The following is an 11,811-nucleotide window of genomic DNA, read 5'->3' as shown; positions in this document are numbered from 1 at the left end:
GTCACGCCGCCCTTTCTCATGTCCTCGAACACGGAGCGCTCGAACTTCGAGATGTTCAGTCCGTCGATGATGATGCTCGAATCGTGAAGGCTACTCATTGCCGATGTCCGTTCAGTTTTGCGTGAAAGTCGAAATCAAGCCGTGCGTTCCACAGCCGGGCGCTCGCTCGCGCTTCCCCTTGCATGGCCTGCTTCCTCGAGCGCGGTCTTGGATGTTTCGCGCAACGAGAGGCCGCCGATCATCGCGAAGATCGACACGGCGATCAGGTAATACGCCGGCGACAGATTCGTTCCCGTCGCGGAGATCAGCCACGTCGCGACGAGCGGCGCGGTGCCGCCGAAGATCGTGTACGCAAGGTTGTACGTGATGGCCGATGCGGTGTATCGGGTCTTCGTGGCGAAAACTTCCGACAGAAGCGGGGCAGTGACCACGCCCGAAAGCACGGCGCCCACGGCGAGTAGCGCAACGCCAAACAATGAGCGGGACAAGTCGCCTGATCCGCCGAGCGCGAACGCGGGATAGACCGAGACGATGATGAAGATGCAGGTGCTCGCGATCGTCGTGCGGCGTCCCACCAGGTCGGAGAAAAGGCCCGCCAGAGGGCACAGGGCTGCGGCGAAGAAGAGTGCGAGCACGGTCGCGAGCAGCGAGGTTCCGCGAGACAGATGCCCGGCGACCTGCAGATACGTCGCGAAATACGTCGTGAACGTATAGAAGGACAGCGCCGTCACCGAGACGAACGCGCCGAGTCTCAGGATGTTTCCGGACTGCGAATGGAGGGTTTCCATCAAGGGCGCGTGCGCGACTTCCTTCTTCCCTTCGAGCGCCTTGAATGCCGGCGTCTCATGCAGGTTCACGCGCAGATAGACGCCGATGAGACCGACTGGCGCCGCGATCAAAAACGGAACGCGCCAGCCCCAGTCGACCATCGCTGCGGGCGACAGCGACGACTCGAGGAGATAGGCGACCACCGCCGCGCACGCGAACGACGAGAAAGTCGAAACCGGAACGAAGCTGCCGAAGAACGCGCGGCGGCGGCGCGGCGCATGTTCCATCACATAGGCGCAGGCGCCTGCATACTCGCCGCCGGCGGAGAACCCTTGCACGCAGCGGATGATCGTGAGAAGAAGGGGCGCCCAATAGCCGATGGTCGCATACGTCGGCAACAGCCCGATCAACGTCGTGGCGCCCGCCATCAACAGGATGGTGAAAGCGAGGGTTCGCTTGCGACCGATCCGATCCCCGACGACGCCGAAGAAGAGGCCACCGAGCGGTCGAAACGCAAAAGCAACCGCGAACACCGCGAACGTCTTCAAAAGCCCGACCGTCGGGTCGCCGCTCGGAAAGAACTCGCGGGTGAGAATGGTTGCGAGGAATCCGTATGCGGCGAAATCGAACCATTCGACGAAGTTGCCTATGGACGCCGCGGCGATGACGCGTCTGAGCGTCCTCGTGTCCACCTCTTGGGTTGCTTGATTCGGCATGGCGCTTTACCCCTTTCACATGTCGGTTTCTGTCCGAGTTGTAAAGGAGCGTAAGCGCACAAATTACTTAGGTCCATACGTGTCGATTACCTAGGTAATCGGTCAGCCGCGCCACCGTCGGCGCGCCCGGACGCCTATTGCTGAAGCCATGCCTGAACTTTCTCCGGATGAGCATCGACGAACTTCTTCGCCGCCACGTTCCAGTCGTTCGTGGCATTACCTTCGAGTTCGATCGCCTCGACGTCCGCCAGGGTCAGCTTGAAGTGCCGGACGAAGACGTTGGCCCGAGGAAACTTCTGCGCGAATTGCTTCGAGCCGAAACCGTGAATCTGCTCGTCGCCGCCCAGCACGGCTTTTGGATCCTTCAGATATCGCATCTTGTACTTCTGCCATAGCCAGTGCGGGCTCCAGACTGTCGCGACGATCCAGTTCTTCGACGGATAGGCACGCGATACCGCCGTCAGCATGCCGGCCTCGCTCGCCCTGACCAGGTTATATCCGGCGAGGTTGTATTCCTTGAGCGCTTTCTCCGAGGCGACCATCTCGCCAGCACCCGGCTCGATGCCCTGAATCGTGCTATTCAGCTTCGCTTTGACATCGGGCTTGTTGAGATCGGCAATGGAGGCCACCTCGCTTTCGGGCACATAGTCGGGAACCGCCCAACCGATCTTCGCGCCGGAATAGATGGCGCCCAGATCTTCCATGTCGTTCTTGTAGCGGGCGTAGTAGGCGGCGTGCGTGACCGGCAGCCAGGCGCCGAGCATCAGATCCACGTCTCCTCTCGCGAGCCCCTGGAACTGGATGCCGATATCCGCGTTCACCAGCGTAACGGGCTGTTGCAGCTTCGTTTCGAGAACGTACTTCGCGGTGTAGACGACCGCCTGCGTATCGGCCCAGTTGGTCAGCGTGATCTTGAGCGGATCGGCGGCATTCGCGCACATCGCGAACGTGATTGCGGAGACTGCAGCGGCAGTCTTCATGACGAAGCGTACGGACAAGGCATTCTTCATTCGACGTTCCTTGTATCGGGTTGGTTTAATGAAGACCGGGTACGTTGAAGTCTCCTGATCTATGAGCACAATCGTCTGCCAGGCGAATCTGCATCGCTGCGGGCGACGCCCTGCAGTCGGCAGTATTCGGGCGCATTGACGCGCCGTCAATGTTCTTTGACTTCCTGAGCGCATCAATTCGCTCATGCATGCAGCGCGCGCTTTGCACGGGACGTTTCAGAAAGGGTTTACGTGTAGAAAAGCGGGTCGACACCCTTGCTATGAGATATCTCGATGCGCAACCGAAATGAAAGCGTCGTGGCGGAGTCGGCAGATCATGCCGGGAAAAGCAGAAACAGCACGCCGATGATGCCGCTCACGGCCGGATCGAACGCTTCGGCCATCCGTGCGGACGGAAACATCATCGACGGCTCCGGGTCACGCCGTTTCCTCCGACGGATCATGTATACGCCGCCTGATCCTGGATCGTGTTGCGGTATCGGCCCGAGCGACTATCCTTAGCGATGCATCTCGCGCGACGTCTTCATGAAATTTCCAGCTCACGTCAAGAAGGAACGATCATGTCCACGCAGGCCTATGGCTACGATATTCTGCACAATCCCCGGCTCAATCAGGGTTCCGCTTTCTCGCAGGAGGCGCGCAGAAAATATCGCCTGGAAGGATTGCTGCCGCCCGGTGTGACTTCGCTGGAGATTCAGATCGCGCGCACGCATGCGCAACTGTCGCAACTCGACAATGACCTGCAACGATATCTGTTCCTGTCCGACCTTCAGGCACGCAACGAGACGCTCTTCTATGCGCTGCTCATGTCCGACCCGGCGGCTTTCATGCCGATCGTGTACACGCCTACAGTCGGCGAAGCGTGCCAGAAGTTCGATCATGTGTTCAGGGCCACGCGTGGCCTCTATGTCCCGATCGACGCGCGCGGCCGCGTGAAGGAGCTGCTGCGCAACTGGCCGGAACAGGATGTGCGGTTCATCGTCGTGACGGACGGCGAGCGCATTCTCGGACTGGGCGATCTCGGTGTGGGCGGCATGGGCATTCCGATCGGCAAGCTCGCGCTGTACACCGCCTGCGCAGGCGTGCCGCCGGCGGTTTGCCTGCCCGTCACGCTGGACGTCGGCACGAACAACGCCTCGTTGCTGGACGATCCGCTCTATCTCGGTCTGCGGCACGAACGCGTGCGCGGCGATGACTACAACGCATTCGTCGACGAATTCGTGAACGCGGTGCAGGAGCTCTATCCGAAGTGCTGCATTCAGTGGGAGGATTTCGCCAACTTCAACGCGGTGCCCCTGCTCGCGCGCTTCAAGGACAAGGTGTGCACCTATAACGACGATATTCAGGGCACTGCCGCCGTGGCGCTCGCGGGCATTTACGGCGCGCTGCGCATCTCGAAGCAGAAGCTGACCGACCAGCGCTTCCTGTTTCTCGGCGGAGGATCGGCGGCCACGGGCATTGCCGAACTGATCAGCGAGGCCATGGTGCTGGAGGGCCTCGATCTCGACTCGGCTCGCAGGCGCAGCAGTCTCTTCGACATCAATGGACTGATGGTGCGCTCACGCACCGACCTGGCCGACTTTCAGAAGGTCTTCGCGATCGATCACGAGCCGGTCGACACCTTCGTCGATGCGGTACGGGCGCTGAAGCCGACGGGCATCATCGGCGTGAGCACGGTGCCCAAGCTCTTCAGTCAGGCGGTGATCGAAGCAATGAGCGAAATCAACGAGCGGCCGATCATCTTCCCGTATTCCAATCCGACGTCGCGTTCCGAGTGCACTGCGGAAGAAGCGTACCGGTGGTCCAATGGCCGGGCGATCTTCGCGAGCGGAAGCCCGTTCGCACCGGTGCAGATCGAAGGCCAGAGCTTCGTGCCGGGGCAAGGCAACAACGTCTATATCTTTCCCGCGATGGGCATGGCGGTGTTCGCCACGGAAGCGACGCGCGTGACGGAGGACATGTTCATCGTCGCGGCGAAGGCCGTGGCCGAGCAGGTCAGCGACGAGAGCCTCGACAAGGGTCTGATCTACCCGCCGCAAAGCCGCATCTTCGAGGCGTCGATGCATGTCGCGGCGTCGGTGGCGGAGTACATCTTCGATCATGGTCTCGCGCGTGTCGAACGGCCGGCCGATCTCGTCGCGCATATCAAGTCGGCCGCGTACGCGCCGGCTTATCGGCCGCTCTAGCGCGGTCTCGCTCGCGCTGTTCCAGTTGCTCGACAAGCCAGCACCTCTCGATCAGGAAGGATCGACGATCGCATGCGCCTTGTCGCGCAGTCAACCGTCTGCGGATCGCGCACCTCGGGAGCGCCATCCGCGAGCAAGTATCATTCCGCAGAACGAACGAGCGCCCAGGGTATTCCCCGATGCTCGGCCGTGTCGATTCACGCTGCGATGCATCGTCGTAGAGATGTGTCCCGTTACCCGAGTGAAAGAGAGCCCAACATGACTACCGGAACCATCCGTCTTCACCGTGTCTTGCGCACGACGCCCGAACGCCTCTACCGTGCGTTCCTCGAACCCGATGCAATAGCAAGGTGGCTGCCGCCTTACGGCTTTACCTGTCAGGTCCACCACATGGATGCGCGCCCGGGCGGCACCCACAAGATGTCGTTCCGCAACTTCGGCACGGGCAACGGTCATTCGTTCGGCGGCGAGTACCTCGAACTCGTGCCCTTCGAAAAGATCCGCTACACGGACCGCTTCGACGACCCGAACCTGCCGGGCGAAATGCAGGTTACCGTCTCGTTGCGCCAGGTGTCGTGCGGGACCGAGCTCAGCATCGTGCAGGAGGGCGTGCCCGAAGTCATTCCCGTGGAGATGTGCTACCTCGGCTGGCAGGAGTCGCTGGTTCAACTGGCGAGGCTGGTGGAGCCCGAGATCCCCGACTGAAGAAGCGCGCGATCAGGCCTTGCGCTGATCGGCTAAGATACTGCGCCCCGCCTCATCAACTCATAACGTGGAGTGCTTTCCGTGATCCAGCCGAGCAGCGTATTCAAGGACAACCTGGCCCAGATGCCCGCCATCGATGGCATCGAGCGCATCGATCTCGTCGACGGCAAAGGTGATCTGGTCGCGAACATCGAGAACAAGCCGGGCAAGCAAGGCTCGCTCGCGGTCTACCACTATCTGAAGCAGGCGTTCGGCACGCTCGACGCGAAGGCCGCGGAGCACGGTCTTGCCGTGTTCGCCGAACATACCGCCGATGCGCGCAATCGTCCGGGCGCGCATCCGAATGTCGATCGCCTGCTCGCGGTCGTCGATGGCGGCGAAGCGCTGCGTATCGACGTGATTCAGGCGAAGTAAGCGTCGTGCCCGTTCCGCCATCGACGGAACGGGCCGTCAGTCCGCTCAGACGCGCAACTCGACGCGCTTGATGTCCTTCACGATCACGAGATAACTGAACACCGTGATCAGCGCATTGATCCCGACGAACGCCAGTGCGCCGTTGAACGAGCCCGACTGCGCGACGAGATAGCCGATCACGATCGGCGTCACGATGCCCGCGACGTTGCCGAACATGTTGAAGATCGAGCCCGAAAGCCCGATGGCTTCCTTCGGCGACGTATCCGCGACCACCGCCCAGCCCAAGGCACCGATGCCCTTGCCGAAGAACGCGAGCGACATCAACGCGACCACGACCCAGTCCGTATCGACGTAATTGCAGCCGATGATGCACGACGACAGCAGCATGCCGCCGACGATCGGCGCCTTGCGTGCCAGCGTGAGCGAGCACCCGCGCCGGATCAGGCCATCGGAGATGACGCCGCCCAGCACGCCGCCCGTGAAGCCGCAAATGGCCGGCAGCGAGGCGACGAAGCCCGCCTGCAGGATCGTCATGTGGCGCGCCTGCACGAGATAGATCGGGAACCACGTCAGGAAGAAGTACGTGAGCACGTTGATGCAGTACTGCGCGAGATACACGCCGAGCAGCATGCGGTTCGTGAGCAACTGTCTGACGACGGGCCAGCCCACGCTGTTCGTCGCTTCCCGCGATGCGCCGCCCGCGCGCTGATGACCGCGGACGATACCGCCACCTTGCTCGATATATTCCAGCTCCTGCCGGTTCACGCGCGGATGGTCCGCCGGGTTCTTCATCACCGAGAGCCACGTGAGCGCGAGCAACAGGCCCGCGATGCCCATCACGATATAGACCTGATGCCAGCCGAACGCGTGCGTGAGCCACGCCATCAGCGGCGTGAAGATGACAGCCGCGAAATACTGCGCGGAGTTGAAGATCGCCGATGCCGTGCCGCGCTCCGTCGTCGGGAACCAGCTCGCGACGACCTTCGCATTGGCCGGGAACGCGGGCGCTTCCGCCGCGCCCATTGCGAAACGCAGCACGAAAAGCGCCGTCACGGCGGTCGCCGCGCTGCCGAGCAGGCCGATGGCGCTTTGCAGCAACGTGAAGAGCGACCACAGGAAGATGCTCGCCGCATACACGCGCCGCGCGCCGAAGCGATCGAGCAGCCAGCCCGCGGGCATCTGCGAGAGCACATACGCCCAGCTGAAAGCCGAGAAGATGTAACCCATGCGGATCGCATCGAAACCGAATTCGGCGCGCATCGCCGAGCCGGTCACCGAGAGCGTCGCGCGGTCCGCATAGTTGAACGTCGTGATGACGAAGACCAGCAACAGAATGAGATAGCGCACGCGGGTGCGCTTCATGACGTCCGCGGGATTCGCGGTGCGGCTCATCGACATGGACTTCCCCTTTGATTCGATCGTGCTGATGCACGAAGGGCCGCACGGGCGGCCCTCATGTGCGAAGCTACTTCCGCGCTTCGCTGTCTCCTTCCGTACCGCTTACTGCGCGCCGAGCTTCTTGATCAGCACGTCGAGCTGCTCCAGCTCGTCTTCCGTCAGATCGGTCAGCGGCGCGCGCACCGGACCCGCGTCGTGGCCGACGAGCTTCGCGCCCGCCTTGACGATCGACACCGCATAGCCCGCTTTGCGGTTGCGGATCTTCAGGTACGGCAGGAAGAATTCGTCGATCAGCTTGCCGACGGTTGCCTGATCGTCTGCCGCGATCGCGCGATAGAACTGCATCGCCGTCTTCGGGATGAAGTTGAATACCGCCGACGAGTACACCGGCACGCCCAGCGCCTTATACGCGGCTGCGTAGACTTCGGCCGTCGGCAGGCCGCCCAAGTACGAGAAGCGGTCGCCGAGACGGCGGCGGATCGTCACCATGTTTTCGATTTCGCCGACGCCGTCCTTGAAGCCGATCAGATTCGGGCAGCTATCCGCCAGTTGCTCCAGCATGTCGGCATTGAGCTTCGAGTTCGCGCGGTTGTAGATGATCACGCCCATGTTCGGCACGGCCTTGCACACTTCCTCGGCGTGCGCGCGGATGCCTTCCTGCGACGCTTCGGTCAGATAGTGCGGCATCAGCAGAACGCCTTGCGCGCCTTGCTTCTCGGCTTCTTGCGCAAACGCGATGGCCGTGCGCGTCGGGCCGCCCGCGCCGGCGAGGATCGGCACCTTGCCGCGGCACACTTCGGTGGCCGTCTTCACGATCTGCGAATATTCGGGTTGCGTGAGCGAGAAGAACTCGCCCGTGCCGCCCGCGACGAACAGCGCTGAAGCACCGTAGGGAGCCAGCCATTCGAGGCGCTCTGCGTAGGTATCTGCGCGGAAGTTGCCTTGCTGGTCGAAATCCGTCACGGGGAAGGAGAGCAGACCTTCGGAAACGATTTGCTTCAGTTCTTGCGGTGTCGTCATGATGTGCGTGTCTGGTTGGTCAGCGACCGGCGGGTGCCGAGCTTATAGGTCATCGTACAACACACCGCGACGTCAGACAACGGGTTAAAGCCAATGTAATCAACGGATACGGGTAAATACTAACCCGCTTTGATCGTCTATGTTGTAGGATGACATAACTCCAACCGCAGCCGCGCGGGTGTCGTTCGCTCAAGGATTCGTCAGAATGAATCAAGCCCCTCTCTATATTCGCGTCCATCCGGATGACAACGTCGCGATCGTCGTCAACGACGGCGGTCTCGGCGAAGGCGCCACGTTTTCCGATGGCCTCGTGCTGCGCGAGCGCGTGCCGCAGGGCCACAAGGTCGCGCTGAAGGATCTCGCGGAAGGCGACGCGGTGATCCGCTACAACGTGGTGATCGGCTATGCGACCAAAGCGCTGCCGAAGGGAAGCTGGGTGAACGAGCACGTCACGCGCATGCCGGCGTCGCCCGAGCTGCACGATCTGCCCATCGCGACGATCAAGGCGCCTGACGAGTCGCCGCTCGAGGGCTTCACGTTCGAGGGCTATCGCAACGCGGACGGCTCGGTCGGCACGCGCAATATCCTCGCGATCACGACGACCGTGCAATGCGTCGCGGACGTGGTGCAGCACGCGGTCACGCGCATCAAGGCCGAATTGCTGCCGCAATACCCGAATGTCGATGACGTCGTGAGCCTCGGCCACACCTACGGCTGCGGTGTGGCGATCGACGCCCCCGACGCGATGGTGCCGATCCGCACCGTGCGCAACATCGCGCTGAATCCGAACTTCGGCGGCGAAGTGATGATGGTGAGCCTCGGTTGCGAGAAGCTGCAGCCCGAGCGCCTGATGCCGCCGGGCACGATTCCGATCGCGGCTGCATCCGCGCAAACGGAAGATGTCGCGGATATCGGCGACAACCTCCACGACGACAACGGCGGAACCGTCGTGCTGCAGGACGAATCGCACGTCGGCTTCGGGTCGATGATCGATTCGATCATGCGCATGGCCGACACGCATCTGAAGCGGCTGAACAATCGCCGTCGCGAGACGTGTCCGGCGGCGGATCTCGTCGTCGGCGTGCAATGCGGCGGCAGCGATGCGTTCTCCGGTCTGACGGCGAATCCGGCGGTCGGCTTCGCGACCGATCTGCTCGTGCGCGCGGGCGCGACCGTAATGTTCTCGGAAGTCACGGAAGTTCGCGATGGCGTCGCGCAGCTCACGGCGCGTGCGGCAAACGGCGACGTGGCGCAGGCGATCATCCGTGAGATGCAGTGGTACGACGATTATCTGAAGCGCGGCGGCGCGGACCGCAGTGCGAACACGACGCCGGGCAACAAGAAGGGCGGCCTCTCGAACATCGTCGAGAAGGCGATGGGGTCCATCGTCAAGTCGGGCAGCTCCGCCATCTCCGGCGTGCTGTCGCCGGGCGAGAAGGTGAAGCAGAAGGGCTTGATTTACGCATCGACGCCCGCGAGCGATTTCATTTGCGGCACGCTGCAACTCGCGGCGGGCATCAACCTGCACGTCTTCACGACGGGGCGCGGCACGCCGTACAGCCTGGCCGAAGTGCCGGTGCTCAAGGTCGCAACGCGCTCGGATCTCGCACGCCGCTGGCACGATCTGATGGACGTGAACGCGGGCACCATCGCGACGGGCGAAGCGACCATCGCCGATGTGGGCTGGGAGCTGTTCCGGCTGATGCTCGATGTCGCGAGCGGCAAGAAGCAGACGAAGGCCGAGGCGCTCAGACTTCATAACGCGCTCGTGCTGTTCAATCCCGCCCCGGTGACCTGATCCGACCGCGCTTGTCGCGGACAACATTTCCTGCTTCACGAGCCGCACCCCGAAGGTTTGGACGCCGATCCACCTTCGGGGTGTTTTCTTTTGAGCCGCCTGGATTCTCGGGACAGGCGCCGGCAACCATTCCAGGGCGCGACCTTGCTACCTCCTCTGCCGCGACGTCCGGCCGCGTGAGCGATCGCGCCCAAGATTTCAACATCGTTCTATATGACCGGAGTGGTCGCGCCTTTATCGTTCAATGCAAGTCACTACACGATCGATGCGCAGGAGCGCGTCGAAGGGCAACTGCTTCTCATCGTATCGCTGTGACGACATCGCAGCGCGCTCCCGGCGTTCCTGCGACGCTCGCTGAACAATCGGACCGACGGTCGAGACCTGCGAGAGCCATTTGATCAGGAGGCCTCATTCGGCCTGTCAGGAGTTGTTTGAGATGGAAAAGACAAGAATCGCCATCGTCGACGATCAAGGCGAGCGCTATCTGTCGCCCATCGCGCACGCTTCGCTGGAGCGCTTCGGCGCGATGCCGGAATACAAGCGATTCATGGCGCTTACCCGCCGTCAGATGGAAGTGACGGGACTGATGCTGTGCGGCCTGAGCGTCTGACCGAGGGCCATCATCTGCAGCGGTGCGACGCGCAAACATGCCAGCACCATCGTGATCGGGAACATGCCGACGCTCGGCATGTACATCATCTGGGCATTGCGCTCTTCGCTCGTCTGGCGAACATGCTTGGCGACCTCCCAGAGGTTTGCGCCTTGCAGCGGGATGAACTCGTGGAACACTTCCTTGCCCGCATCATCGACACGGCCTTCATAGCCCATGCCGACGAGATGGAACTTGTCGCGCATCGCCACCATCGTCTGCGAATGCGTGCGATAGATCGAGTGATTCTTCGAGAACCATTCGAGCACGACGAGCAGCACGGGTTTTTCGCCCTGTTCGACCGCTTGCGCACGGCGTTCGACATCGTGGATGCCGAGGCTCGCGAGCTTGCGGCGAACCAGCGTATTGATGGGCTTCTTGATGTCGTGCTTGCCCGGCAGGTCGGCATAGCTGCAGTGCATGTACATGTCGTGGAAAACGCCCATCGGCAGCACGTCGACGCTTTCGACTTCGGCAAGACGCTCGGGCAGCCAGCTCAGCAGCATCTCACGCTTGGCGTGTGCGGAAGGCGTCGCGAGAAAGCGCGAGGACATGATCGTCGTGGCCATGCTGGCCGTCATCACCTTGTCGTGCTTCCAGAGCAGGTCCCAGTCGAGGCGAACTTCCGACTCCGGCAGATAAAAAAGCTGGAACTTGCGAAACTCATTGTTGCGCAGTTCGAGGGAATTGCGCGATTCCTCGTTCGCGCTGAGCGAACGGAGGATGTGGTCCGCGTTGCGGAACGAGCTGGCGGCGAACAGCGCGGCGAGCCATCGCTGAAACAGCATCAGTTTGCCGATGCCGTGGTCTGAAATAGTGAATTTCGGATCGGACGCCAGTGCCGTGATCGCGGAAGTGAGGCGCGTGAGCAGGTGGTCGTCCATGATGTCGCGCGCTTCGGCGGATTGCGCCCACGTGTCGACGTCCATGAGAACACCGTAATTCTGGTCGATCTTGTTGAGCAGTTCGAGAAGCATGCGACTCGCCTTCTCGTATTCGCGGCGATAACAGAGGTGTTCAAACTTTGCGATGCTGAATTTCATCTTTCGGTTCCTGGTCGTTTGTTCCGATGCGCCTCTGGCCGCTGTTTCGCTCGTGCCTCGCGACTGCCTGGCGCTGACAAGGAGAAGATTAAGGTTTCGACCGG

General features: G+C 61.9%; 10 protein-coding genes and 1 pseudogene. 5 read left to right on the top strand and 6 right to left on the bottom strand.

All coding sequences use genetic code 11. The annotated features are described in order from the left end of the window. The 3 genes and pseudogenes from NCS58_RS24100 to NCS58_RS24090 all read right to left on the bottom strand — a co-directional run. A pseudogene (locus tag NCS58_RS24100) lies at window positions 1-98 on the bottom strand (peptidase M19); the annotation flags it as partial. A 36-nt stretch (window positions 99-134) separates the two neighbouring features. Further along, complete coding sequence (locus NCS58_RS24095; RefSeq protein ID WP_061121911.1) at window positions 135-1,484, bottom strand: MFS transporter; 1,350 nt, start codon at window positions 1,482-1,484, stop codon at window positions 135-137. 134 nt (window positions 1,485-1,618) lie between these two features. Next, on the bottom strand, window positions 1,619-2,464 hold the full coding sequence (locus NCS58_RS24090; protein ID WP_061121919.1) for a glycine betaine ABC transporter substrate-binding protein: 846 nt from the start codon (window positions 2,462-2,464) through the stop codon (window positions 1,619-1,621). A gap of 590 nt (window positions 2,465-3,054) precedes the next feature. Between NCS58_RS24090 and NCS58_RS24085 the strand changes: the two genes are divergently transcribed. The 3 genes from NCS58_RS24085 (at window position 3,055) to NCS58_RS24075 (ending at window position 5,799) form a co-directional block, all read left to right on the top strand. Then, window positions 3,055-4,680, top strand: a complete 1,626-nt coding sequence (locus tag NCS58_RS24085) for an NAD-dependent malic enzyme (protein WP_061121920.1) — start codon at window positions 3,055-3,057, stop codon at window positions 4,678-4,680. A 258-nt stretch (window positions 4,681-4,938) separates the two neighbouring features. After that, on the top strand, window positions 4,939-5,385 hold the full coding sequence (locus NCS58_RS24080; protein WP_061121912.1) for an SRPBCC family protein: 447 nt from the start codon (window positions 4,939-4,941) through the stop codon (window positions 5,383-5,385). Window positions 5,386-5,466: 81 nt separating this feature from the next. After that, the gene (locus NCS58_RS24075; RefSeq protein WP_061121921.1) at window positions 5,467-5,799 is read left to right on the top strand and encodes a DUF2322 family protein; all 333 of its coding nucleotides are present in this window, start codon (window positions 5,467-5,469) and stop codon (window positions 5,797-5,799) included. Window positions 5,800-5,844: 45 nt separating this feature from the next. On the opposite strand, the gene NCS58_RS24070 is transcribed toward NCS58_RS24075, so the two are convergent. Together NCS58_RS24070 and kdgD are read right to left on the bottom strand one after the other, a co-directional pair. Continuing rightward, window positions 5,845-7,197, bottom strand: coding sequence for an MFS transporter (locus NCS58_RS24070; protein WP_061121913.1), 1,353 nt, complete (start codon window positions 7,195-7,197; stop codon window positions 5,845-5,847). 102 nt (window positions 7,198-7,299) lie between these two features. Continuing rightward, complete coding sequence (kdgD, locus tag NCS58_RS24065; RefSeq protein ID WP_061121914.1) at window positions 7,300-8,217, bottom strand: 5-dehydro-4-deoxyglucarate dehydratase; 918 nt, start codon at window positions 8,215-8,217, stop codon at window positions 7,300-7,302. A gap of 205 nt (window positions 8,218-8,422) precedes the next feature. Here kdgD and garD point away from each other — a divergent pair, with 205 nt between their 5' ends. Beyond that, on the top strand, window positions 8,423-10,015 hold the full coding sequence (gene garD / locus NCS58_RS24060) for a galactarate dehydratase (protein ID WP_061121915.1): 1,593 nt from the start codon (window positions 8,423-8,425) through the stop codon (window positions 10,013-10,015). Between the two features lie 436 nt (window positions 10,016-10,451). Beyond that, a complete protein-coding gene (locus NCS58_RS24055; RefSeq protein ID WP_250477713.1) occupies window positions 10,452-10,625 on the top strand; it encodes a hypothetical protein in 174 nt (57 codons plus the stop codon). Here NCS58_RS24055 and NCS58_RS24050 read toward each other — a convergent pair. Continuing rightward, window positions 10,580-11,707 carry a hypothetical protein gene (locus NCS58_RS24050; protein WP_250477712.1) on the bottom strand — a complete coding sequence of 376 codons (1,128 nt, stop codon included), beginning with the start codon at window positions 11,705-11,707 and terminating at the stop codon, window positions 10,580-10,582. The two genes, NCS58_RS24055 and NCS58_RS24050, sit on opposite strands and share 46 nt — an antisense overlap. Window positions 11,708-11,811 lie beyond the last annotated feature (104 nt).

It is taken from the genome of Caballeronia sp. INML3B (assembly GCF_023631305.1).
GTDB classification, from domain to species: Bacteria; Pseudomonadota; Gammaproteobacteria; order Burkholderiales; family Burkholderiaceae; genus Caballeronia; species Caballeronia turbans.
The sequence above is the reverse complement of the archived record's forward strand: the minus strand, read 5'-3'. Positions and strand labels throughout refer to the sequence as shown.

Bases quoted from the DNA above. Each gene is read 5' to 3' on its own strand.
- NCS58_RS24095 (WP_061121911.1), bottom strand. From the start codon at position 1,484: ATGCCGAATCAAGCAACCCAAGAGGTGGACACGAGGACGCTCAGACGC.
- NCS58_RS24090 (WP_061121919.1), bottom strand. From the start codon at position 2,464: ATGAAGACTGCCGCTGCAGTCTCCGCAATCACGTTCGCGATGTGCGCG.
- NCS58_RS24085 (WP_061121920.1), top strand. From the start codon at position 3,055: ATGTCCACGCAGGCCTATGGCTACGATATTCTGCACAATCCCCGGCTC.
- NCS58_RS24080 (WP_061121912.1), top strand. From the start codon at position 4,939: ATGACTACCGGAACCATCCGTCTTCACCGTGTCTTGCGCACGACGCCC.
- NCS58_RS24070 (WP_061121913.1), bottom strand. From the start codon at position 7,197: ATGTCGATGAGCCGCACCGCGAATCCCGCGGACGTCATGAAGCGCACC.
- kdgD (WP_061121914.1), bottom strand. From the start codon at position 8,217: ATGACGACACCGCAAGAACTGAAGCAAATCGTTTCCGAAGGTCTGCTC.
- garD (WP_061121915.1), top strand. From the start codon at position 8,423: ATGAATCAAGCCCCTCTCTATATTCGCGTCCATCCGGATGACAACGTC.
- NCS58_RS24055 (WP_250477713.1), top strand. From the start codon at position 10,452: ATGGAAAAGACAAGAATCGCCATCGTCGACGATCAAGGCGAGCGCTAT.
- NCS58_RS24050 (WP_250477712.1), bottom strand. From the start codon at position 11,707: ATGAAATTCAGCATCGCAAAGTTTGAACACCTCTGTTATCGCCGCGAA.